General features: G+C 52.8%; 17 protein-coding genes and 2 pseudogenes. 8 read left to right on the plus strand and 11 right to left on the minus strand.

What is annotated here, in order from left to right:
* Positions 1 to 21 precede the first annotated feature (21 nt).
* Positions 22 to 1,020, minus strand: coding sequence for a carbohydrate ABC transporter permease (locus tag K3T82_RS35140; RefSeq protein WP_220198140.1), 999 nt, complete (start codon positions 1,018 to 1,020; stop codon positions 22 to 24).
* A gap of 437 nt (positions 1,021 to 1,457) precedes the next feature.
* On the opposite strand from K3T82_RS35140, the gene K3T82_RS35145 reads away from it, so the two are divergent.
* Together K3T82_RS35145 and K3T82_RS35150 are read left to right on the plus strand one after the other, a co-directional pair.
* Positions 1,458 to 2,567: a LacI family DNA-binding transcriptional regulator gene (locus tag K3T82_RS35145; protein ID WP_236031768.1), complete on the plus strand. Its 1,110-nt coding sequence runs from the start codon at positions 1,458 to 1,460 to the stop codon at positions 2,565 to 2,567.
* Positions 2,568 to 2,743: 176 nt separating this feature from the next.
* A complete protein-coding gene (locus K3T82_RS35150) occupies positions 2,744 to 3,910 on the plus strand; it encodes a glycoside hydrolase family 76 protein (protein WP_236031769.1) in 1,167 nt (388 codons plus the stop codon).
* A gap of 432 nt (positions 3,911 to 4,342) precedes the next feature.
* On the opposite strand, the gene K3T82_RS35155 is transcribed toward K3T82_RS35150, so the two are convergent.
* The 4 genes and pseudogenes from K3T82_RS35155 to K3T82_RS35170 all read right to left on the minus strand — a co-directional run bounded on the left by K3T82_RS35155 (position 4,343) and on the right by K3T82_RS35170 (position 7,900).
* Entirely contained in the window at positions 4,343 to 5,308 is a 966-nt protein-coding gene (locus tag K3T82_RS35155; RefSeq protein ID WP_220198141.1) for a GNAT family N-acetyltransferase, read from the minus strand.
* Complete coding sequence (locus tag K3T82_RS35160) at positions 5,232 to 6,215, minus strand: hypothetical protein (RefSeq protein ID WP_220198142.1); 984 nt, start codon at positions 6,213 to 6,215, stop codon at positions 5,232 to 5,234. The genes K3T82_RS35155 and K3T82_RS35160 overlap by 77 nt, the downstream gene beginning before the upstream one ends.
* 479 nt (positions 6,216 to 6,694) lie before the next feature.
* Positions 6,695 to 6,850 (minus strand): annotated as a pseudogene (locus K3T82_RS35165) (transposase); the annotation flags it as partial.
* A 45-nt stretch (positions 6,851 to 6,895) separates the two neighbouring features.
* Positions 6,896 to 7,900: an alpha/beta hydrolase family protein gene (locus K3T82_RS35170; protein WP_220198143.1), complete on the minus strand. Its 1,005-nt coding sequence runs from the start codon at positions 7,898 to 7,900 to the stop codon at positions 6,896 to 6,898.
* Between the two features lie 97 nt (positions 7,901 to 7,997).
* Between K3T82_RS35170 and K3T82_RS35175 the strand changes: the two genes are divergently transcribed.
* Positions 7,998 to 9,002: a MerR family transcriptional regulator gene (locus tag K3T82_RS35175; protein ID WP_220198144.1), complete on the plus strand. Its 1,005-nt coding sequence runs from the start codon at positions 7,998 to 8,000 to the stop codon at positions 9,000 to 9,002.
* 194 nt (positions 9,003 to 9,196) lie between these two features.
* Here K3T82_RS35175 and K3T82_RS35180 read toward each other — a convergent pair whose 3' ends face one another.
* On the minus strand, positions 9,197 to 9,874 hold the full coding sequence (locus K3T82_RS35180) for a response regulator transcription factor (protein WP_220198145.1): 678 nt from the start codon (positions 9,872 to 9,874) through the stop codon (positions 9,197 to 9,199).
* The gene (locus K3T82_RS35185; protein WP_220198146.1) at positions 9,871 to 11,244 is read right to left on the minus strand and encodes a sensor histidine kinase; all 1,374 of its coding nucleotides are present in this window, start codon (positions 11,242 to 11,244) and stop codon (positions 9,871 to 9,873) included. Before K3T82_RS35185 ends, K3T82_RS35180 begins: the two co-directional genes overlap by 4 nt.
* Positions 11,245 to 11,542: 298 nt before the next feature.
* Between K3T82_RS35185 and K3T82_RS35190 the strand changes: the two genes are divergently transcribed.
* The 5 genes and pseudogenes from K3T82_RS35190 to K3T82_RS35210 all read left to right on the plus strand — a co-directional run bounded on the left by K3T82_RS35190 (position 11,543) and on the right by K3T82_RS35210 (position 18,728).
* On the plus strand, positions 11,543 to 12,310 hold the full coding sequence (locus K3T82_RS35190; RefSeq protein WP_220198147.1) for an ABC transporter ATP-binding protein: 768 nt from the start codon (positions 11,543 to 11,545) through the stop codon (positions 12,308 to 12,310).
* Positions 12,307 to 14,829, plus strand: coding sequence for an FtsX-like permease family protein (locus K3T82_RS35195; protein WP_220198148.1), 2,523 nt, complete (start codon positions 12,307 to 12,309; stop codon positions 14,827 to 14,829). Before K3T82_RS35190 ends, K3T82_RS35195 begins: the two co-directional genes overlap by 4 nt.
* 95 nt (positions 14,830 to 14,924) lie before the next feature.
* A complete protein-coding gene (locus K3T82_RS35200) occupies positions 14,925 to 15,536 on the plus strand; it encodes a hypothetical protein (protein WP_220198149.1) in 612 nt (203 codons plus the stop codon).
* 484 nt (positions 15,537 to 16,020) lie between these two features.
* A pseudogene (locus K3T82_RS35205) lies at positions 16,021 to 16,985 on the plus strand (S41 family peptidase).
* Positions 16,986 to 17,414: 429 nt separating this feature from the next.
* Positions 17,415 to 18,728, plus strand: coding sequence for a hypothetical protein (locus K3T82_RS35210; protein WP_220198150.1), 1,314 nt, complete (start codon positions 17,415 to 17,417; stop codon positions 18,726 to 18,728).
* A 712-nt stretch (positions 18,729 to 19,440) separates the two neighbouring features.
* Here K3T82_RS35210 and K3T82_RS35215 read toward each other — a convergent pair.
* From K3T82_RS35215 to K3T82_RS35230, 4 genes are all read right to left on the minus strand, one after another.
* On the minus strand, positions 19,441 to 19,671 hold the full coding sequence (locus K3T82_RS35215) for a choice-of-anchor P family protein (protein WP_220198151.1): 231 nt from the start codon (positions 19,669 to 19,671) through the stop codon (positions 19,441 to 19,443).
* Positions 19,668 to 20,423, minus strand: a complete 756-nt coding sequence (locus tag K3T82_RS35220) for a hypothetical protein (RefSeq protein WP_220198152.1) — start codon at positions 20,421 to 20,423, stop codon at positions 19,668 to 19,670. The genes K3T82_RS35215 and K3T82_RS35220 overlap by 4 nt, the downstream gene beginning before the upstream one ends.
* Positions 20,420 to 21,139 (minus strand): FG-GAP repeat domain-containing protein, encoded by a 720-nt coding sequence (locus K3T82_RS35225; RefSeq protein WP_220198153.1) that lies wholly within the window; start codon positions 21,137 to 21,139, stop codon positions 20,420 to 20,422. Before K3T82_RS35225 ends, K3T82_RS35220 begins: the two co-directional genes overlap by 4 nt.
* A 124-nt stretch (positions 21,140 to 21,263) precedes the next feature.
* Complete coding sequence (locus tag K3T82_RS35230; RefSeq protein ID WP_220198154.1) at positions 21,264 to 22,070, minus strand: FG-GAP repeat domain-containing protein; 807 nt, start codon at positions 22,068 to 22,070, stop codon at positions 21,264 to 21,266.
* Positions 22,071 to 23,112 lie beyond the last annotated feature (1,042 nt).

Below are 23,112 nucleotides of genomic sequence, written 5' to 3' on the forward strand. Positions count from 1 at the left end.
TCTTTTGCGTGCGAAACCTTCTTAATCTATAGAGCTATCCTCATAGACCCACATCGATGATAAGCGGAAAGTAAAGATCGTTACCACCATGATGATGATGAAGAGGACCCAGACCTGCGCCGTGGCATAGCCAAGTTGCGGGAACTGGCTCACACTGCCAAATCCAATGTGATAGATGTGTACCATCAATACTTCAGTTGTGAAGCCAGCAGGTGAGGAGAGGATATTGAACTGGTTGAACGCCTGTAATGCGCCAATGATCTGGAGGACAAGCTGCAAGAAGATGATCGGGCTGATCATTGGCAGCGTGGTGTGCAAAAAAAGCCTGATTGGGCCTGCGCCATCAATCTGTGCCGCCTCTTGTATCTCCTTGGGCACGGCCTGAAGTCCCGCAAGGAAGATAATCATGGTGCTACCAATGCCCCAGAGACCGACAATAACGATGGAGGGCATCGCCATAGTATAGCTTGAAAGCCAGCTACTTGTTGGCAGATGCAGGAAATCCAGTGCCTCATTCGCCAGGCCGTATTGAGGATTGTAGATGAATTTCCATAACGTCAATGTGGCAACGGATGGCAATACCGCTGGCAGGTAGAGCGCGGTACGAAAGAGTTTGATACCGGGCAGGTTCCGATTGAGCAATACCGCTAATAACAGACCGACAATGAGCGACGAGGGAACGCTGAGCAGGGCGAAGAGCGCGGTCGCTTTCAGCGTAGGCACAAACGATGGGTCTTTGGTGAACATGTAGACAAAGTTTTGTAAACCCACAAAGACCGGGTCAGCTACTCCATCCCATTTTGTGAGCGAGTAATAGACTGACATGACCATTGGATAGAGGACAAATACCGTGAAACCGATAATTGATGGGAGGATAAATAGATACCCTATCAGCGCTTCTCGCCGATTCCAGCGCTTGCGACGCATGGCACTCTTTCTGTTACCCTGTTCCCACGAGAGATTCTTGTCTGGTTGCTTCGTTGCAACATCGCTTTCACTAACACTCATCTCCAAGTTCATCACCTCTTCCTTTAGCGTGACAATTGCTTGCAGGTGTATCGTGCGTTGACCACCTCGATGCTTTACACATAGTTGGCCTTTTGCTTTACTAGTCGAATAATGACAACGATGTCATTCAAAGTTTATGTTTTATCAATAAGTCTTGACAACGATGTCATTCAAAGTTTATGTTTTATCAATAAGTCTTGACAACGATGTCATCACTGTACCATAGCGATGACATCGTTGTCAAGCAAAAATAGACGACAAAATGGAGCCTTCTCTACATCGCCCCTAATAGTTGCCTCGACCCGCTGTGCAGGACTTTGTGGCAGGGCGAGAGCAGAATTTAGAAGATGCTGCATGGTGCACTGTGTGCAAAGCCGTGAAGTGTAGGAAGTTGTATAATGACGTTCATTGGAAGAGATACAATTTCAAATTGTCTGGAGGATTACGCGGTGAATAGTGAGCATAAGGGGTTCCGTCCACTGGAGGACTTCATGGCAGATGCTGAGGACAATACGCAATCTATCGCTGCGGACCAGCACGATGCTGAGTCAGGCAAGTTGCGCCCAACGATGCAGGATGTCGCGGAAGCCGCAGGCGTTAGCCTGAAGACGGTTTCACGTGTGGTGAATAAAGAACCAAGTGTGACTGAGGCGACTCGTAAACGCGTTGAGGATGTCATCAAGTCGTTAGGCTTTCGGCGCAATGACCTGGCCCGTAACCTGCGGCAGGGTCAGACCTCTTCAACGATTGGCCTGGTTATTGAAGACATTGCCAACCCTTTCTATTCGCAGTTGGCGCATGGGGTTGAGTCGGTCGCCCGGCGCTATAACCATATGCTTATCATTAGCAATTCCGGCGAGGACCCTCTACGCGAGCGCGAGCAAGTCAATGCCTTGCTCCTGCGACGCGTATCGGGCTTACTTATCGTGCCCGCTGGGGCGGATCATTCCTACCTGACCAGTGAGATGCGCCTGGGTACGCCAGTCATCTTTCTGGATCGTCCTCCCGAGAACCTGAATGTGGATGCTATTTTGCTCGATAGCTACGGCGGCTCTTACACAGCGATGGAACATCTTCTGCGCCAGGGGCATAGACGCATTGGCCTGATCTGTGGAGACCCATCAGTCCATACTGGTGCGGGCCGCGTCGCCGCGTATCGGAGAGCCATGACTGACTGGGGGCTTGGCCTTATTGAGGACCTGCTCTGTTTCGGCTGCGATGATGCAATAAAAGCGGAACAGGCAGTATACCGCCTGCTGGCGCTTCCGCAACCTCCGACCGCGATCTTCGCTACCAGCAACCGTATCAGTATCGCGGTCCTACGTGTGCTCTTCTCGACCACCCATAAAATCGCTTTTATTGGCTTTGATGATTTTGAGATGGCCGATATGCTACCAATTCCCGTAACGGTTATCGCTCATAATCCTACTGAGATGGGTCGCCAGGCCGCCGAACTGCTTTTCGCTCGCCTCCATGGCGATGAGAGCCCTCCCCAGCGTATTGTCCTGCCCACGAAGCTGATCATACGTAGCTCAAGCGAGATCAAGCCCGAACGCTAGTACCTGCTTGCAAGTCCGCAGACGCAGATCGCGCGATCTGCGTCTGCGGACTTGCAAGCAGGTATCTCATTTTTCCCCCTTGACACCTGAATCACTGAAATGATATCGTTGTCATTGCAAGACAACGTTGTCATCCAGGATGCTGGCAACGTAAGCTCAATTGAGGAGTTCATACAGTGGTACGAAAAGTAATTGTCAGTACCTTTCTGCTTGCTATGTCTGTCGCGCTTGTTAGTATGACAGCCACGCCCGCGCAGGCCAAGAGCAGGAAAGAGAATGAGAATCGAGCCATCGCCTCATATCAGGCTATGCAAAAGTATTTTTACAAGCAGGATGGCTCTTACCTCTACGCGGAGCAATATCCCTCTGCATCCTCTGATAACGCCTACTCGTATGAGTGGCCTTTCTCCCAGGCTCATATCGCTACCATCGATCTCTCTTATATCCCCGGAACCGGCCAGAATTACCAGGGTGACGTTGTCGACCGCTCACAGGGACAGGAGCGCTATTGGAATACGACGGGCACGACGGGCCTACCTGGTTACGACTCTTATCCTCGCCCACCGTATGGTAACGGTGGTGACAAGTTCTATGACGATAACGAGTGGGTTGGACTGGCGAAGGTCCAGCTTTACGCTATGAATGGCGACACCTCTGCCCTGGAGCGCGCGAAACAAATCTTTGACCTCGTCGTCTCTGGCTGGGATACCGATAGCAGTCATCCTGCTGCGGGTGGCGTGTTCTGGACACAGGCCACATGGAGTAATGACCGCAACACGGTCTCAAATATGCCGGGCGCTGAGTTAGGTTTACGTCTGTATCAGGCCACGGGGAACCAGTATTATCTGGATTGGGCGCGCAAGATGTACGATTGGACTAATGCCCACCTCCTGGCTCCCAACGGTCTGTATTGGGATCATATCGACCTTGCTGGAAATATCGAAAAAACTCAATGGAGTTACAATCAGGGCGTGCCAGTGGGCGTCAATGTGCTCTTCTACCAGATAACAGGTGATGTCACCTATCTCCATCGCGCAAAGGACATCGCCAATGCTGCCCTCGCGTATTATGGAACCGATAATCGCCTCTATGGGCAACCCGCGTTCTTCAACTCGATCTTCTTCAAGAACCTGTTGCTTTTGCAGTCGATCAATCACGATAAGCGCTACACGGAAACCATGCAAGCCTATGCCGATAAGGTGTGGGATACCTATCGCGACCCGGCGACTGGCCTATTCCATTTCAACGGATCTCAGTCGACGCAGGTTATCGAGCAGGCAGCCATAACCCAGATCTACGCGGTTCTGGCCTGGACTCCCGCTCAATATCGTGTCCTCTACTAGGAGACGCTCAAAGTTCCATGGGGGAGTACAGAGGGCTAACTAACGCCCCTCTGCATCCGTTCCCAGAGCCGCTGCCTATTCAGCTCGCGCTTCTGTGGGATGGATTCTTTGTGCTTGATGAAAGGCACAACAAGAGTCCTGTTTTCGTTGCTGATTTGACAAGGGGGCTCACCGGTGTATCTTGAACTTACCTCAAACTCAATCGTGGAGTACCTCACGCCTAAAGGCTGACCCTTCTACACATGTAACAGAGATGAAAGAGTGGCAGCATCTGAAGCGGTTGAACAAGCCTGAGATGCGCAAAGGCAACGTTGTTAACGCTTCTTTCCCAAACAGCTTCTTCAGCCTGATTGCAAATTCGCTTTGTAAAATGTGTAGAAGAGTCAGGCATAAATGCAGGGGTTTTCAGAGGCGCTCAGGATAAAGCGATTTTTAATCCACCCCCGCACGCAGTTCCTTCTCGTATCTCACCAATTCCTTGACCGTCTGCATCCCAACTCGCTGATAAATGCGCTGTGCGCCAGTTAAGCTTTGTGAGTCAACATCAAGGCGCACTTTGTGCTGGCCTCGTCGGTACAATTCGCCTAAGGAGTGCAGCAATAGGGTAGTACCCAGACCCTTACCGCGTGCGAGCCGTAGCACCGCCAGATCATCGATCCAACCAAACTCCCTTTCATTTCGACAGAGGGCGGCACCAACCGCCTGGGCATCCTGGTAGGCGAGAAACCAGAGCGAGGGATCGAACGTGGGACGCTCGACCGTCCGGTGACGAAATTCCTCAAAGCGCAGAGGGATATTCCCCCAAATGTCCTGAAAGGCAACCTCAACAAGCTCATACGCTAGGCGTTCATCGCGTCCTGGGACATAGGGGCGCAATACTATTCCCTCCGGCCAGATCGGTACAGGTGGAGCCTTGTGCATCTCCATCTCCATCTCCCAGTAGCGGCGAACCTCTCGCAGGCCCGCGTGCTCGTATCGGTGGCAACCAATTGCATCAGTGCTTGGTAGTAAGCTCGTGAAGATCACGCGCACGCCTGGCTTAGCCTGAATCATCCGCTCGCGCGCCCACGTTTCAGCCAGTTCCAGCAGATACTCGCCTAGGCGCGGATCGAGATACCCCTCCTGCACACGCAAAAGAAGCGTGAATTTCGCGTACTGCTCTTGTCTCAGGCGCATATAACCAACCAGTTGCCCGGTCTGGTCAAATGTCAGGCACGAGTCCTTCGCCAGACTGACTCCTGGTGCTAGATGCGTCTGTCGAATATCCTCCAGCGTTGTCTCCGCCTTCCCACCATGAGTAAATTCATACGTGCGCATTATTTCATAGATGGACGCGAAATCGCCCTCTGTCGCGGGACGCGTGCTCAATCCTTCCGGCAACTGCGTTTTTCCAGTCATCTTTTCTTTTTCCTTCTTGCATCAGCGTTCTTCTTCTGTGACACCCCGCACGGGCTAAAGCCCGGCAGCTTCTTCCACCCCTCTGTCGTCGCCTACCAGAGTACATGAGGCGTGGCCTCTCCTTCAGTAGTATCTGCAACGGAACAGCATCGAGCTTGTTGACTGATGTATTGAGAGATGAGAGGGCAGCAAGAACATAGGAAAGAAAACGCTGTGGGTCATCATCCGCCGCCTCCAATGAGAGCCAGGCAACTGGAACAGTGGTTGTTCTCGCCCATGCAGCCAACAGTGTGGTTTTCCCTGATCCCGCAGGAGCAGAAACAAGGGTCAGCCGAGCTTCTACCACCTCATCAAGCGTACCTTGGAGGCGCGAACGAGCGATGTGATGAACAGGCAGGCGCGGAATGTGAAATTTCGTGGCCAGCAAAGCACTCTGTGGGTATTCTGATAGAGAATATGGGAAGGGAACTGGCTCTTGCTCTGTATACGGTTGTAAACGCCGCCCTTGCCTAAAGGCTACTGCTCGCGTCTGGCTCTCTAAGCGCGTGCGTGAGCCTGCGGAAATTGATGAATCGTGACTGCGTGCCGAACTTTGGGAAACAAACAGCCCAAGCGTATCACGCATGCGTTCAAGTGTGAGTTTCTTGGAAGCACCTAGATAAGAGCGGAAGAAATGGCCGTCTCGATGACAATAGGCATACCAATACCATCCACCGCGTTGGTTACTTGCGCGAGCCTTGTGGGCGGTGAAGGTCCCTTCGTCGCCCCGGAAAGAGAAAGAATGTGCCCTTTCTAACCAGGAGTACCAGGCAGGAGAATCAACCGAGATACTTCCCTCCTGGGCATCCAGTCGATAGAACAGGGTCGAACCAGCAACGACCCCTTCACTCCTCGTTGGTCGTTCCAACGCTCTTCTTCTCCTCGTGCGATGAATTAAGAAAAAGGGATGACAGTGAAGGCATCCTCCTTGTTGTTCCAGAACACTGCTAGTGATGAAAAACATTCCCACAGCTGTTCCAGAACGGAGTATAACATTGCTAAAAACAATGCTCAAGAGGATCCATACCCAGGAAACACATAACATGGTTTTAAATCATCTTGCAAGAACTTCCCATAAATGGCGGGAAGAATATCTCACGATCGACAGTTCCTTAACACATCTTACTCATTTTTTCCTCTGTCACAGGAAACCAGACGTGTGCAAAAATCAACGTCCTGATTTTCTTTGCATGAGATGAGCAGGGGATACAAACGGCGGAGTCGAGCAGAACCAGGAAATACCGCAAATCGGCTTTGCGCCATTTTATATTTGCATAAAATCATGCAATTTCTGAATGGGCATCAAAATACCTCTCTTTTGAGGATTTGCTCGCAACCTCTTTATTATATGCCCGCGCGCAATACATAGATGATCACCGCAAAAGCTTGACGATCATCCATACGCGGCCATCCTCCTTTGGCATGCGAGGGTGCTGGCGGGATGAGTGGTTTGACGTTCTCCCACCATTCATCACCCACTTCCCACCGGCATGTTCGTGGCATGGCTTTCCTCCTCTGCTGGCCTTTGCTTCGACTCCAAGATCCCATCTATCCACTTAACCCATCCAGCCAGGCACTCATCACCTCACTTACTTGCCCATCCGTTTCCTCATCCACTACCATCGCCTCTTGCCATGTGATGCCAGGTAAAACATGTTTGTAGAAGTGTTGAAGATCAGGAAAGAAGGCCAGCCGAGTTGTCTGAGGATGGGCCGCATGTCGGGCCTGGTAGAGCCGTTCACCATTGTCCGCATGCACTCCCGACTCATCCCTCCCTCCCTGTACAACCAGGACCGGGCAGGGCACCTTTGCGATCTCGATGCATGGATCAACCGCATCGTAGTCGCGCATGTATTGCAAGCTCTCTCGCGCCTGTGGATTATCGCTATCCCAACTCTTCACGAAGAACTCCATAGTCGGATCAGCTTTGATGTCCTCCGTGAAGGGCTCCCCTGCACGCATCAGTTCGAAGGCGCGGATATAGTTCGCGGCATTGACTTTGAACGCTCCAAAATCGATAATCGCTCCCTGCTCCTTTGCCATTTCCTGGGCTTTATGAATAAAGAGATCCATATAGCGCAGCGCTGGTCCAGAGAGGCTGATGAAAGCATCGACACCCATCTCGGACTGTTGCGCGATCATTACTGCATGCACGCTCCCTTCGCTATGTCCCGCGACCGCCAGTCCCTTGGCCTGCGGAACCATTTCGCGAAGCTTCCTGACTGCAGCCTCGGCTATATATCGTTGCCGTGGAAAGACACGATGCGCCAAAACTCGCTTCTCATCCACCATTTCTGCCCCGGTTCCTGCTCCATACTTGGCGTAACGCAAGACCGCATGCCCTCGTCCCGCCAGTTGTCGCGCCAGGTCTGCGTACAGATGGGGCTTCATCGGTGTTCCAGGATAGTTTCCATCCACGTCATTAGCCATCGAGCCGGGAAGAAGAATGATCCTCCATTTCACTGCTTCTCCTTGCGGCAAGGTCAGTGCCGCCGGAAGCCGATACCCCTCTGCTTCCAACACCAAGTACTCTTCTCGATAGGGCTGTTCCATCTTTTTTTCTCCTTTTCACATGCTGCCTTTGACTGAGCATTACTGGAGAGTGTACACTCTCCAGTTACTGGAGAATCAAGTCTTTCTTGAGGAGCGTATGAACGAGCCACACGAGAAGTTCTACACCATTGGCGTCGTCGCAAAACTGACAGGGGTCCCAATCAAGACGATCCGTTATTACACCGATATCAACCTCTTACCTGCCACCCACAGAACGCAGGCACGCTTTCGCCTCTATTCAACCGAAGCGATCTGGCAACTTCAATTGATTCGCGTGCTGCGTCAACTCGCATTCAGCCTGGAGGAGATACAAGCCATCATCGGCGGGAATCGTTCGGTGAGCACTGCCATCGATTGGCAACTGGAGGCTGTCACACACCAGATCCACCAGCTTCAACGGGTTCAGGAGGTCTTAAAACAGGCGAAGGAGACCAGCCATCAACCAGAACAATCCATCGAGACTCTTTATGAGCTGGGTCTGGCGTTAAGCGAGAATGTGGCTGAACGCAGCCATTTTGTCACCGAGAAGTTACATGCACTGGTAGAACAGGCCAACCTACCAGAGGAATGGCGACACCATCTCCTCGACCATTTCACCTGGCAATCGCCAGCGACGTTCACGACAAAGCAGATAGCAGCTTGGACAGAGATTGTTCACATCCTCAACGACCCAGCTTTCACTGAGGAAGCACTCCGTTTTAACTCATCCACACTCCACCAATCAACAAGCCAGATGAATATCGCTGAATATAATCAGCAAGCGCTCCTACTTATCCAGCAGGCACAGTCAGCCGCGTTACAGGGAGAAACTCTCGAGAGCGAGTCGGTGCAAATGCTGCTGAGACACTGGATCAGACTCATCGCTGCGTTAACGCAACAAGCAATGACACCTGCATTTCTGCTTGAGCTTTCTGCTCAGCTTTCCCCCTCTTCGAGCGAACGCATGCAGCGCTTCTGGACGCTCATGGCGTTGCTCAGCGGACGTGACGCACCTCCTTCGTTTCAAGAAGGCTTCGATCTGCTGGCTGCTGGTCTGCGCTTCCTCATCTCGAAACCAGAAGCACTCAGCACTGTGCTGGATGATCCTTCTCAAGAGCAGTAACAAAAGACACTCACTGAGAAAGGAAGTAGAACGAAGAAGTATCTTGTGGGAAAATATCTTTTTCGCCTCTTCCTTTTCATTCTATTGGCTCTCCCAGATGTCGAGACAATTACAGGTTTTCGGATAAGCTCTTATAGCTCTTTATGTCCTTGCATTTCATGAAAGCCCTCTCTGGATTGCCAGAGAGGGCTTTGCTATGGCAAGAGCAGCCCGCGTTCAATGCCAGCGACCACCGCTGAGGCGCGTGAATCCACGCCAAGTTTCGCGTAGATGCTCGTGAGATGAGAACTGACAGTACGGGTACTGATGCCAAGTCGAGAGGCGATCTCTTTACTGCGTTCGCCGCGTGCCACCGCCTGCAACACTTCACGCTCCCGCTCGGTCAACATGTTCTCTTTCTCTGCCTCAGCACTTGCTTGTGCTAGATGAGGCGCATCAGTGGTGCGGGCCAGAATGCGGGCCATGATCTCAGGCTGCATGAGCATATCACCACGAGCCGCCGCGCGAATAGCGTGAAACAGAGTCTCACGGTCAGTATCCTTCAAGAGATAGCCGCACGCGCCCGCACGCAACCCGCGCAGCATCAAATCGTCTTCATTGTAGGTCGTCAGGATCACGACTGCGATGTGTGGCCAGCGTTCCCGTATCCAGGTAATCGCATCCAGGCCGTCCATCCCAGGCATCCGCAGATCCATCAGCACGACATCTGGTTGAAGCTCTTCAATCACACGCAGGGCTGCCGCCCCGTCCGCCGCGTCGCCGAGCACGGTAAAGCCTTTGCCAGCTATCTCCAGCATCATCCGCAGCCCTTCGCGCACAACGAGATGGTCGTCTACCACCACGACGCGAACGTCATCTGGTTTTTCGTTCATAGGCACACGTTCTCTCTCCAGGGAAGGCTCAGGCGCACGATCGTACCTCGGCCCGGCTCACTGGTGATCAGCAAGTGACCATTCATCAGGCGCGCTCGTTCGCGCAGACCCAGCAAGCCATAGTGACCGGTTGCAACCCGTGCAGGATCAAAGCCAATCCCGTTATCTCCTATATCAAAGGTGATCGTCCCATGCTCGACGCTTGACCGTATCCAGGCCTGACTGGCCTGAGCATGGCGTGCGATATTGGTCAAGCCCTCGCTGACCAGGCGCAAAAGATGTTCATGAGAGTTGCCCGGCAGTTCCGCTTGCAGACAGCAGGTGCAGGCAATACCGGTCGCCAATGTGAAATGCTGCGCCTCGGCCTCGATGGTCGCAAGCAGATCGCCGGCAGTGGCCGGTTCTGTGCGCAGATCCGTGATGGCGGCTCGCGCGCTGGTGATGGTGGCTCGCGACCGCGCCATGGCCTGCCGGACAATGGTGCGCGCCTGCTCATAACGCTGCTCGATTAGAAGCGAGTCGATGGTCTCCAACTGCATAGTCAGGCCAACAAGGCCCTGGGCCAGTGTATCGTGCAGTTCACGCGCCATACGCTGTCTCTCAGTGGTCAACGTCAGATCCTTAACCTGTGTCGCGTAGTCTTCGAGCTGAGTATGCGCCATCTCTAGCTCATGCAAGAGTTCCTGGTCTCTGCGATGAGCCGTGGTTTGTTGGATGTAGAGCACAAAACTGGCGCAAACGAACGGAATGAAGGTGAAACTGTCCATGATTCCGCCGACCAACTTTGGCGCAAGAGAGAGATCCGAGGCAGGCTTAGCAGTTTGCAGAGCAGCAAACAGGTGCATCCCTTGATTGGCAAGGCAAAAAAGCAGACACCCTGTGACTACCATGATGATCCAGGAGGTCCGTTTGAGAAGGATAATTGCCTCAATGACCAGTGTAAGACACAATCCCAAGACGACGTTATCTACAATCCCCCGAAGATCTGCGCCAGAAATGACTGAGATGAGCCCTATACACAGAGTTTGTAGTGGGAAATAGAGCCCCAGATAACGCGGATTGCTCTTTTTAAAGAGAGCCAGCCAGTGCAGCCCCACATGAAGCGCCATCAAGAGCGTAAAGACAAAGAGAGGGGAGTAGTGGATAATGTCGCTGGTCGGCAACGGATCTTTGGCAGATGCGATAGCGCTTGAGGCTTTGGTCGCTCCTTCTGGGTCCATGAGATCCCACAGACGCGTCGAGAGATACTGGGCATAGATGAAGCCAAGCCAGCAGAAAAGAAACCAGTTCAGTGACCTTTTCTGCTGATCTTGTTGCTTCAGCTCCTTCTCCTCCTTTTTCATGAAGAGATGAAAAAGCATGTGGGTCATTATATTCCTCGCTCCTCATACTTGCATGGCTCGCCTCTCAGGGCGTGTTTTAGAAATGGAGAGAAGTTCAGCTCAAGTATACCATCGGTCTGCTCCTGAGCACCACGTCAATTCGCGCAAATACCTATGCGCATCTCGGCAACGATCACCTGCGTATTTCGGCACCATTGTGCTGCCGAGTTTGACGAGAAAGAAGTGCGGAGTTTCTCGATAGCTTTATCTTTCACTCCTGGCTACACTTGTGTCCAGAGCAAGCAATTGCCATAAGCAAAGGATGTTAAAGAAAGAGGTACTAGGAATGGAATTAGAACGATCCAGCGAGACATATCAGGAAGAGATTGTTATCGAAGCTCTCGATGTTCACAAGCACTACGATACTGGCAAGGTAACGGTAAAGGCCCTGCAGGGGGTGACGCTGCGCATTCATCGCAAGGAAGTTGTCGCCATTATGGGTCCCAGTGGCTGCGGCAAGACCACATTACTCAATTGCCTGAGCGGATTGGACCAGGTGACGAGCGGGACGGTCAAAATTGAGAACCAGGATATTCGCCGCCTCTCTGATCGCCAACTCACACTCTTCCGCGCCCGTGAGATGGGATTTGTGTTTCAGACCTATAACTTATTGCCAGTACTTACTGGATTGGAGAATGTGGAGTTGCCGCTGCTGGTGGGCGGCGTGTCATCCAGGGAGGCGCGCAGACGTGCGCTGGCCGGAATTGAGCGGGTTGGCTTGCGCGATTGGGCAAGTCATCGTCCGGCGGAGATGAGTGGCGGGCAGCGCCAGCGTTTTGCGATTGCGCGAGCACTGGCAACAACGCCTTCAATTGTGTGGGCCGATGAGCCGACAGGCGCGCTTGATAGCACGACCAGTCAGGAAATCATTGATTTGATGCTCACCCTCAATCGGGAACTGGGCCTGACCTTTGTCTGGGTCACGCACGCGCTCGATATCGCCCGCCAGGCCAGCCGCATGATCACGATGGCCGATGGCCTGATTAAAGAAGATGTTCCCCTTGAGGTGCAAACAAGTATTGACACATTTGAGGAGAAAGGGGCGCAACGATGAATCTTTCGCTGAATCTTTTTGGTCTCTCCGCGACCATACAGGCCCTGCTGCTTGCCGTTCTGGTGGGGGGAAGCTTGCTCATTCTTACGGGCCTGAGTATGAACAACCCGCTGCTCTGGCGAATGGGTATGCGCAACATCCTGCGTCACCGGGCGCAGACGCTCATCATGCTCACTGGCCTGCTGCTCTCTTCCATTTTTCTCACAGTCTCCTTTGGCTTACCCGATAGCCTCTCTCACTCAGTAACCGCTGATCGTCTGGAAAAATTGGGTGATGTCAATGAGTCTGTGACCGGCCATTTTACACAAGCAGAGATTGACAGCGCTCTCGGACACATTCGGCAGCAAACGGGGGTGCAGGCAACCACGGCGGTCTACCTGAACCCCCTGGCGGCGAATTTTCGTGTACAACGCACTGGTGCTACCCTGACTAATCAGTATATTCTGGCGCTCCCGCCTGACTTTGAACAGGTCTACGGTCCTCTGCACAATAGCCAGGGACAGACGGTGGCTAGCGCGAGTCTTCGCTCTGGCGAAGTGTTGCTCAGCCGTTCAGTGGCAAGGTCTTTGGATGTTAAGCCGGGCGATCACGTCCGGATTACCATACATGAACAGAACGGTACATTAGATGCCACAGTGCGAGATATTCTCTCGAACGATCCAACCATAACGGGAGGTGAACTTGGCTTCAATGGGTCCTATCCAGAAATCATCCTGCCTCTGGCGACGATTCAGCAATTTACCCTGCAATCTACCCATGAATCTCTGCCCCCAAATACCATCTGTATCAAGAATGTGAGTTTGGGGAATAGCCAGGCCATTCTCACCTCCTTAGAGCAGCTCTTTCATACGCCTACGGATACACACGGAACTACTCCCGTCCCTCTTAATCGTACGACTATTCACGCTCTTAACCCGGGCATGATAGAGAACACTGGTTGGAACCCACTGGGGAACAAAGGAGATTTCATAACAACGTCGGCGGGCCGGCAGGTTGACCTGTTGCTCCCGGTCTGTGTGGGCTTGCTCCTGAGTGCGGGTCTCTTACTCCTGATGTTGTTGTGCCTGTTCCTGGCCGCGGATCGGCGGGTGGAACTGGGCATGGCTCGTGCCATCGGATTGCAACGGCATCATCTGGTCCAGACCTTGCTAATCGAGTGTTGTGGCTATAGTCTGCTGGCCGTCGTTCCAGGTGTGCTGATCGGCCTGGGCGTCCTGAAACTTGAATTACTGACCCTCTCTACGCTTCCCTCCCTGAGCTTTACCTCCAGCGCGGGGATTCCGCTTCAACTCTGGATAAACTGGCAAAGCGTGCTGAGCGTGCTGTGTATCGGTGTGCTCACAACGCTCATCGTCACCTGGTTGACCGGTACCTGGATCAGTCACAGTAACATTGTCACCACAATCCGCAATCTGGACGATCTTCACGGCCGGACGCACCTCAAAGACCTGCTGAGTGAACTGAGAACCGCGCCCACGCTGGCACGGCGTGGTACCGCGAGCCTGCGTTTGCTCCAGTCGTTCTTTGTGCGTGGTCCACTCTGTCTGCTGATGGGCTACCTGTTGCTACAACTGGGGCAGAGTCCGGTTGCAGGCTGGCTGGCGCCACTGGGCATGGCCGTGCTAATTGGTGGCGCAGGCCTGCTCCTGACCTGGTTGTGCACAATCCTTCGCTTTCCAGCATCCATGGGCCGCTGGCTTGGCGGGACACTGATCGGCCTGGGCTGGCTGGTGTATGGTCTTCAGACCGGGGCAGGGACGCTTCTCTTCGTTTTTACCACTATCCCACCAACAGATGCTCATCGTGAGCTTGAGAACGTCACGCTTAGTCTCCTGTTCAGTCTGCTCCTGCCGCTAATTGGCCTGGTGGTGCTGGTGCTGATGAACAGTGACGGCCTGGCAACCGCGCTGCACATGATCATTCGCCAAGTGCGGGGCCTGGCACCGATCAGCCGCATCAGTTTCTCCTATCCGCTGACCTTTCGCTTCCGTACCGGGGTCGCCGTCTCCCTGCTCAGCCTCGTGCAGTTTCTGGTCATGCTCATCATGACCACCAATCTCGGTATTGGGCAGCAGGTGACCAACACATCCTCCGGATCATCCGTTATCGCTGCACAAAATGCCTACACGACAAACATTACACGATTTTTCGTCGCGTACCTGATCATCGGGATCTTCTTTAGCGCGGTTTCGATTGGCGTCATCGCCTTTCGCGCCGTGGCCGAGCGACGGCAGCAGATCGGCATGCTGCGCGCCCTGGGCTTCTCACGCGCATTGGTGCGGCGTTCGTTCTTGCTGGAGGCGAGTTTTATTGTGACATTGAGTCTGCTCATCGGCACGACCCTGGCCTGGTGGCTGGTCTCGCAGATTGCTCACGCCACCTTAAAAGATTTCGCGATCCCGGTGCTTCCCACGCTTGGCCTCTTGCTTGGCTGCTATCTGGTAGCGTTCGTGTGTTCGTTTATCCCAGCTCAGCAAGCTTCAGGCATCTTGCCCGCCGAAGCGCTGCGTTACGAATAGCAACCTCCTTCCGCATAGCGGCACGTCCTTGTGATGATCGCTATGCGGAAGGAACCTTGGAAGCCCTTTGACAACGTAAGAAAAGGAGAAAAATAATGCTCAACAAGGGCGAACAACCAATAGAACTACTCCAGCAAAAGCCGCCACGACGGCAGCAGAAATTGAGCTTTGCACCTTTCCTGCTGTTGATAGGAGGAACTGTTATTCTGGGTGCTCTTCTCGTAGGTGCCTGGCAGGTGTACACCACGAACAACAATGTCTCTTCGAACACAGAAAGGCAATCAACAGGAGGTAAAGGGAACTCTGCCCAGGACCCTGCTTCCTGGGATAGCTACCCACAGGTGTACTGGCAAACTCTGAGAACAGAGGTTGCTCAGGGATTGCATATGAGTGAGCAGCAAATACAGAGCAATTTTCAATCGACGTTTCATACAAACAGCAGTTCGAACAAGCAAGACATAACCGCAGCCGAGGTCGCACAATGGTTAAGCAATCTTGCCAATGCACACGGCGTTTCACAAAAGCAGCTTCATACGCTAGAAGTGACTGCGGTACAAAAAGCCCATACGGTACTGGTAAACCAGCATGTTTTGACACAGCAACAAGCGAACGAAAATATGCGAAGACTAAATAATCAGGATGACTTGAATATGCATATTTTTAATGCATTTGCTGATGGAGGCAACAATAATGAGCGCAGTAAGTGAGAAGCCGACTTCAAAGGGAGAGACACCAGTCTCTCTCCCTAACAGGCAGTGGTGGCGCAACGATGGTGCCACCCTGGTACGCCTGCTGATCGTGGTAGGACTTATCGCAGGAAGCTTCTGGTATCTCGCGTCGCGAGCAGCGTCTCCCACTGTGACAGGAACGTCATCGTGCGATGCTCGACCGCGATCGTTCGAGCCAGGAGCAACGCCAGCTGCCAGTAGCATCCATACCATAAAACAGGCATACAACTGTATTCTTGATACCTACCCAACAGCGCTCGACCATCGTAAACTGCTCCAGCACGCTATGAGCGGCATGGTCAACTACCTGGTTCAACAACATCAGGATCAGCGGAGCGCCGTCTTGCCTGCGCTGGCCGGTGATCGTCAGCAGGACTGGCAGGCATTTGAACAAACATACGCGACAATGACAACTCATCATTCGTTGAACCAGCAAAAACTGGTTGCGGCGGCGATTACCGAGATGGTGGACGGCTTGCATGACAATCATGCCCATTACCTTCCCGCTTTGCCGGAAGACTCCCAACCTGGCCCCCAGGTCGGACTGGGCATTCGCCTCTCAATCTACCACGATCAGTTCGCGGACGCCCTGCCTCCGCTCTATATTCAGAGTATTGATCCCGGCAGCCCGGCGGAGCAGGCGGGCTTGCGGCCTGGTGACACCATCGTCACGGTCAATGGACTTCCCCCTTTTCTCAATCAAAAGCCAGTGCCGGAGGTAATGAACCAGATCTTCTCCTTGGCGCCCGTACAGCTACAGGTGCAGCATCCAGGCTCTGATGAGATCATAAGCGTGCATCTCGTTCCTGCCTCGTATCCAGAAATTCCCTTTGTCTCTACACGCATGTTGCCGGGGAACATCCTTTACATACGACTGACGGCATTTCAAAGAGGCGCAGCTGATCAAATACGCAGTGCCGTGCAGCAGGCAGGGGGGACGCAACTCAAGGGCCTGGTTCTCGATCTGCGCGGGAATGGAGGGGGGAAGTAGAGGAGCAGAGGCGCATTATCAGTCTGTTTGTCCACAACCAGGTCATTACTTCCTTTGTTGACAAACAGGGGCAGCGCACAGATCAGAGAACGGATGAGAGCTTGCCGCTGCTGCACGTCCAATTGGTTGCACTGATTGATCAAGGCTGTGCGTCTGCCTGTGACGCGACTGCGATGGATATTCGTGATCTCCACCTGGGGCGCCTGATCGGCGAAAGGACGGCGGGAGCAGTCTCTGGACCATCCAGTCCATTCTTTCTCGACGATGGGAGCGCCGTGATTGTACCTGTTACATTTATGCAAGGGCCTGCTGGAGAGATCGTGGATGGCATTGGCGTGCCACCTGACGATGAGGTGCATTCCACACAGGCAGACCTGGCTGCGGGCCGTGATGCCGTCCTTGAGAAAGCATTGGAGGCTTTCTCAAGGACAGCTTAATTGGTGCATCCGGGAAGAAAGGCGGATGGTTGGTTGAGCAGCAAGCGGCCGCTTGCTGCCAGTAGCTACCGCTTCATCAAAACCTCCGCTTCTTTCCTTCCAGACATGGGAAGGAAAGAAGCGGAGGTTTTGATGACTAACCCCTGGTTACAGGGTAAAACATTCATGCTTCCCTGCACTTCATGCCGAAGCATCAGCCCTCCAACCTGCACCTGGTGCTCTCCACGCACACTGGTCCAGTCCCTCAACTGCGGGCGCGAAGCCTGACAAATGCTTCTACTACAGCCTACTTGGTTATCTTGTGCTACTCTTCCCTCCAAACCCCTTAAAGATCAGGTAATGTATGTTACACTTGAGCATATTCTGTTTACCATCTCTAATTGAACAACTATATGCTTAAGGTATGATCTGTTCAAGAAAGGATTCGCCATGGAAGAAGAGTCTCCAGGCCTTGCCAAAGATACACAGAGAGTTGAGGGATTACTAGATCAATTGGGCGCACGTTATGATCAGCTTGTTTTAAAGGCAGAAGGCGATGAAGCGTCCTCGTCTCCAAATTCCGTGGATGATTCCCCTCCGCTACCTGGTAGCTGGCTAAACAGCCTCAAACAATCGGATCAAAACTCTGTTTCGCCTGAGACTTCTCGTATTTCCTCCCAGGCGTTACAAGAGTCAGGAAAAGAAACTTCTCACTCTGGAATAAGTCTGACTCAGTCGATGGCTTTCCCTCAAATTCCGGGCGCATGGGCGACCAACCATATCTCTCAATCTGGCAGCCTGAGCACTCCTCTATTGTCCTCGAAGACAAAGGAGCTGGATGCAGATGTTCTCTTGCTTATGCCAGATGACTCCACGTCTGATACTCAAGCCAAAACCGATCCCTTTTCCTGGGACGGGGTATCAACACCACCACTGACACCTATTCCTTTGACACCCATTCCTTTGAAACTACTACAGAAGAGCGCATCAAACAACAAGAGGAGACGCTTTTCAATCGCGGCTATTATCTGTCTGGTCGTGCTTGGTGCTGCGGGCGCTTCCTGGTTGCTGCTGCAACAGGTATCGCAAACACCAGATCAGATTGTTCAGGAGATGCAACAGAGGGGTGCCGCGAGTACCACGCCTATAAGCACGCCTGGGAAACAGCTTCCTCCAAATCAAACGGCGGTCTCGTCACCTCATTCCCTAACGCCGTCATCACACAAGGCGACGCCGACTCCTCCGCTTGCAGGTTCTACGCCGACGGTGGTACCAACGCAGGTCCCGACGCAGGCTACGAATCCTTCAACCACTCAGACGACATTTATCTCTTTTGAAGATGGCGGGCTGGATGGCTGGACTCATACCAATGGAGGTGGTACTACAAGCATCAAGAATCTCGCCACAAGCAGCGCAGTGGACGGGAGCCATGTATTGATGGTAACCTATGGTCCCGACAATGCTGATAACTACCCTGCTGTGGGTACGAGTAATCTTCCCGCGTCTCTCAACGTGGGGCAGACGATACACGCTTCCGTTCTCAAGACGCAGGGATCAGATGTGGAGGTTGGTATTTATCTCATAGACCAGACGGGTCAATGGTTTCTTCCAGAGAGCGCTTATATCCAGGTCAACAATAGTCAGACATGGTATAACGTCACTCTAACCGTTCCTTCATCCCTAAAAGGCCCTATTACCCAGCTTGGCATCTCGCTCTATGGTCACGATGCCGTGATCTACATCGATAATTTTAGCTGGCAGTAACCTATATATGAAACATTCTATCTAATATTTAGTGACCATGTAGTGGAAGTGGCTCTGGATCGCTTCAATATTTAGAGGGAGCGTCCGCCTCAAAACGGACGCTCCCTCCAGAGGAAGACTCGGCTCGCTACGCGGACTTGTTTGGAGTAACATAAGTCATCTCAAATCTGAAACGCCATGCGTCACAGACGCACCACTCTTGATGAGGTTTACGCAACCTCAGAAGATACCATTGGGGAACCTCGAAGTCAAACTGACAAGCGAGATCGGGGCTAAGGTGACAAAGACGTGGATCTCGCACTTTGTCACCTTCTTTCCCACAAGAGGAGCATCCAGACGAACGAGATTGAGTGCGGCTGCTGTCAGAATATGCTGGAGAGCTGTCTTCTTCACCCCAAAAAGCGCGTGCGTCGCCACCCCATCGTTCGCACGACTTGAGAGTAAGTGCCTTCATAATATCGAAACACTTCGGTCTTTTGACATGCACGAAATGCCACAGGGGAAATGGATTCTACCAATGCATAAACATACACAAGACGAGATATTATATAAATCCCGCCAAAAATCAGTTGAGCAAGACTAAGAGAAACAAGGATGAGACAACGCAAGAGGAGAACTTTAGATATATGCATATGATTGCGGAAATGGAAGCTCCCCTGAGGAAGCCCCTCCCTTCCTCGCAGGAGCTTCCTGAGAGAGCAGCCGCTACGGATTAGGAAAGGGTGATACCTGCTTCTGCATGCCCGACCACGATGTCAGTGCCCGTTTGAGGCCCTGTGGTGATCCGAAGATGCAGCGCGTTGACCACGATCAGGAGTCGGTTGCCTCCTCGGGTGACTGTCTGCTCATTGAGGGTTACCGTGCCCGATCCATTCGCAAAGGGCATTACCCAATTGGCTGACGGCATAAAGTGGGTCGGGAATGTCATGCGGTCAATGGTCAACGCCGTGAAGGTCGTTGTCCCCAGAGTCCCCTGGGACTGGACAGGTCGTCGTGAGCCATTGCCGTGATGCCCGAGGCGGCAATGCCAAAGACATGCAGTTCACCGATCGCGGAGGAGGCACTGGCAAGCGGAGGCGCTGTCGTCAGCGCACCGGAGACCCTATCGATGATGGCACTCACACGAAGTCCGTGCTCGGGGAGGTGCACCGAAGGCACCGTCGCCGTGTGCGTGCCTCCCGCCAAGGGAATTGAGACCTCGCCAAAGGGACCTTGCGGCGGCATGAGACTCTGCACTCCAAAGGCACGGGCATACAGGCGAGCCGCCTTGACGATGGCCCGGCCCTTCCCAGTCGCAGTATGTGCGCCTTCTCTCATCTTGACAGTGATGGGAAAGGTGTCGCTTCGGCTGTAGGTGTGGCTCCCACTCACCCTCAGGGTGCCATTAGCATTGGCTATCACGGTTCCGGGGCTTGCGGCTGTACCATCGCCCCAATCGATCATCACCGTCGTATCATTGGCTCGGCTGGCTCCCGTAATCGTAGCCACAGTCCCATGAAAGGGCACATATTCTGTGGCATGGATGGTATTCACTTGCACAACTTGTATGGCTGTTGCTGATTTCACGAACGCAAAGCCAATATTAGAAGCAAAGCTTGCTCCTTCGTCTGCCTCGACGTACAACCAGTAGGCACCCTCCCCACTATAGGTGTGGGTCCCACTCACCGTCAAGGTGCCGTCATGATTGTCGCTCACGGTACCGGGCGTTGGGGGAGTGAAATCCCCCAGTCGATGATCACCGTCGTATCGCTGGCGCTACGGGCTCCCGTAATCGTGGCTACGGCTCCATTGAAGGGGACGGTCGCTGTGGCCTGAATCGTGTTCGCCTGCACTTCCAGTGGAGGGGGCCCTGGAAGCAGAACTGTGGCCGTGTTAGCAGAAAAGTCAGCAGTGACGATACCATCCAGATCTCCATCGTAATAGAAATCGCCCACGGCGACAGATTGGGGAAATGCGCCAGTTGCATAGAACTGATACAGCATGAAGGTGCCATCGCCCTTGCCCTGCAACACCGAGACCGTGTCGTCAAAAGCGTTAGCCGTGACGATACCCAGGTTGCCATCGTTGGTGAAGTCTCCCACGGCGACAGCGACAGGACCCAGGCCAACGGGAAAGGTCTTTGGGGCCTGGAAGGTGCCATCCCCATTGCCCTGCAAGACCGTGACTGAGTTGTCGTGATAGTTGGCCGTAACCATATCCAAGTTCCCATCGTTGGTGAAATCTCCCACGGCGACCGCGATGGGAGATGTGCCAACCGGGTACGATATATAGCCTGGAAACGACGGCTGCGAGTCTGCTCTTCTTATGCTCCTGACGACACATACTCCCTGGGGCTGCCCCTCCAGTTCACCTGGTGTTTCTGGCCCCATCTTTTCCCCTGCTGTGAGCTTCTTCATCTCTTCTTGCGACATGTCCACCCCGCTCCTTTTAGCACTGGCTGTTCCCACTCTCTGTGAGTATGGGAAGCCGATTCAAGGTACTGCATACAGATGCACGATGTACGAAGGCCAACGATAGTGCCATCTCCCAGGCTACTCATTGCTGTTGCGGATAGTGCGGTTGGAAGGTGCCATTCCCATTGCCGGAGTAGATGGTGATGAGGTTTCCTGGATTAGCGGTGACGATATCCAGATTCCCATCGTTGGTGAAATCGCCTACGGCTATACCAAGGAGCACAACGGAGGACTTTGGGGCTACGTAGAGCGTTGCGGGTTGGAAGTTGCCATCCCCATTGCCCAGCCCGATCCAGACGAAGCTATCGTCGTCAACAAAGACGATATCCAGGTTCCCATCATCATTGAAATCTCCCACGGCGAAAGCCCAGGGATATTTGTAATAGACATTGCCATATTTGCCTTCAACGTTTCTGGGGGTTTGCGCCTGGAAGCCGCCGTCCCCATTGCCCAACAAAACCGTGACCGTGCCGTCGTCATAGTTCGCTGTAAGGATATCCAGGTTCCCATCACGGTTGAAATCGCCCACAGCTATAGAGTGAGAATAAAAGCTACAGGGTATGGGGGGTTGCGGTTGGAAGGTACCATCCCCATAGTTCAACAAAACCGTGACCGTACCGTCGTCGTTGCCTGTGACGATATCTAGATTTCCATCGCGATTGAAATCACCTACAGCGACGGCAATGGGAGTTGCGCCAACGGGATAGGAGACAGATCCAGCCTGGAAAGTGCCATCTCCACTGTTATTCAGGTACACCAGAACGTTGTTGTCGTCCGTGCTGGTCACGACGATATCCAGGTTTCCATCGTGATTGAAATCTCCCAGTGCTATGACTTGCTGGCCCGGTGTTAAGGAAGACGCCTCGTAGTCTTGCTGGTTGTTTGACATGCCATACCGCTCCATTCAGTGATGGCTACTCCCGCTCCCTGTGAGCATGGAGAGCCAATGGTTTCAAGGCCCTGACTACAGATGCACAATATCCAATGGCCGACGATTGAGTGCCAGGTATTCGGGGAGAGGCGGGTCGAGGGTTGGGAGCGGGAGCACCTCTCTTTCTCATGCATGAAGAGCGTCTCTGCTCTAGTGTATGCAAAAATCATGCATATTCTTTATTATTTACAATTCAATCGCTATTATAAGTATAATTTATCTGGAGACAAAAGGTAATAATACATACTATTTAGAGAGCATATTCGATATAGCACAATAGGGGGAATAACGAGCGGGATGGGCATTCCCTACAGCTCGGTGCGGTGAGGAGGGATGGCCGAAGTAGTTTACAGAAATAATTCATGAGCCGTCCTGCTCAGGCGTGTTTCACGTTCCTCATAGAGCCTACTGCTCAAAGAGGCTAATGAGAGCACCAACATGAGAGTATCTCTCAAATGTGGATAGTGACATCACTTCAAAGGTTGTTCAGTATCCAAGAGGTATTAAGCCCACGAGATGTGCAACGAGAGAAACTCAAGCAAAGATTTAGTGAGTTGTAGTGTTTGGTCCACTGACGGACCTGTGCAAACAACTGATCAGCTAGCCATAATCGCGTTGGAACCAGCATCGCCAAGGCCATCTAGATCACTTGCTTTCTCACTTTAACCCGGATCTCACCGGCTTGGGCATGACTCATGCGTCAGATCGGCATGGTGCACAAGATCTTCATGCACTCGTTGGCAGTGCTATCCAGCTCGATCACGCCATATAGCAATCGTGCGATCATACGCACCACAATGTTTCCTCGCCCCTTTGGCCTCTTGCAGAACGAGTCGGATTGGGGCAAAATTGGAGGGACACATCCATTGACTCTTTCGTTCTTTCTGCATAAGGAAAGTGTGGTATACAACGCATCATTTTTCAAGCCTCCTTTCCCTTTCACCATTTCATGTAGCTGTACCACGACAAGCAAACCAGGGCACTATGCATACTTGCAACG

This window comes from Ktedonospora formicarum (genome assembly GCF_016587355.1).
Taxonomy (GTDB): domain Bacteria; phylum Chloroflexota; class Ktedonobacteria; order Ktedonobacterales; family Ktedonobacteraceae; genus Ktedonobacter; species Ktedonobacter formicarum.

Coding starts and splice junctions, on each gene's coding strand:
- K3T82_RS35190 (WP_220198147.1), top strand. CDS start 11,543: ATGGAATTAGAACGATCCAGCGAGACATATCAGGAAGAGATTGTTATC.
- K3T82_RS35200 (WP_220198149.1), top strand. CDS start 14,925: ATGCTCAACAAGGGCGAACAACCAATAGAACTACTCCAGCAAAAGCCG.
- K3T82_RS35195 (WP_220198148.1), top strand. CDS start 12,307: ATGAATCTTTCGCTGAATCTTTTTGGTCTCTCCGCGACCATACAGGCC.
- K3T82_RS35170 (WP_220198143.1), bottom strand. CDS start 7,900: ATGGAACAGCCCTATCGAGAAGAGTACTTGGTGTTGGAAGCAGAGGGG.
- K3T82_RS35210 (WP_220198150.1), top strand. CDS start 17,415: ATGGAAGAAGAGTCTCCAGGCCTTGCCAAAGATACACAGAGAGTTGAG.
- K3T82_RS35175 (WP_220198144.1), top strand. CDS start 7,998: ATGAACGAGCCACACGAGAAGTTCTACACCATTGGCGTCGTCGCAAAA.
- K3T82_RS35230 (WP_220198154.1), bottom strand. CDS start 22,070: ATGTCAAACAACCAGCAAGACTACGAGGCGTCTTCCTTAACACCGGGC.
- K3T82_RS35140 (WP_220198140.1), bottom strand. CDS start 1,020: ATGAACTTGGAGATGAGTGTTAGTGAAAGCGATGTTGCAACGAAGCAA.
- K3T82_RS35225 (WP_220198153.1), bottom strand. CDS start 21,139: ATGTCGCAAGAAGAGATGAAGAAGCTCACAGCAGGGGAAAAGATGGGG.
- K3T82_RS35155 (WP_220198141.1), bottom strand. CDS start 5,308: ATGACTGGAAAAACGCAGTTGCCGGAAGGATTGAGCACGCGTCCCGCG.
- K3T82_RS35185 (WP_220198146.1), bottom strand. CDS start 11,244: ATGACCCACATGCTTTTTCATCTCTTCATGAAAAAGGAGGAGAAGGAG.
- K3T82_RS35180 (WP_220198145.1), bottom strand. CDS start 9,874: ATGAACGAAAAACCAGATGACGTTCGCGTCGTGGTGGTAGACGACCAT.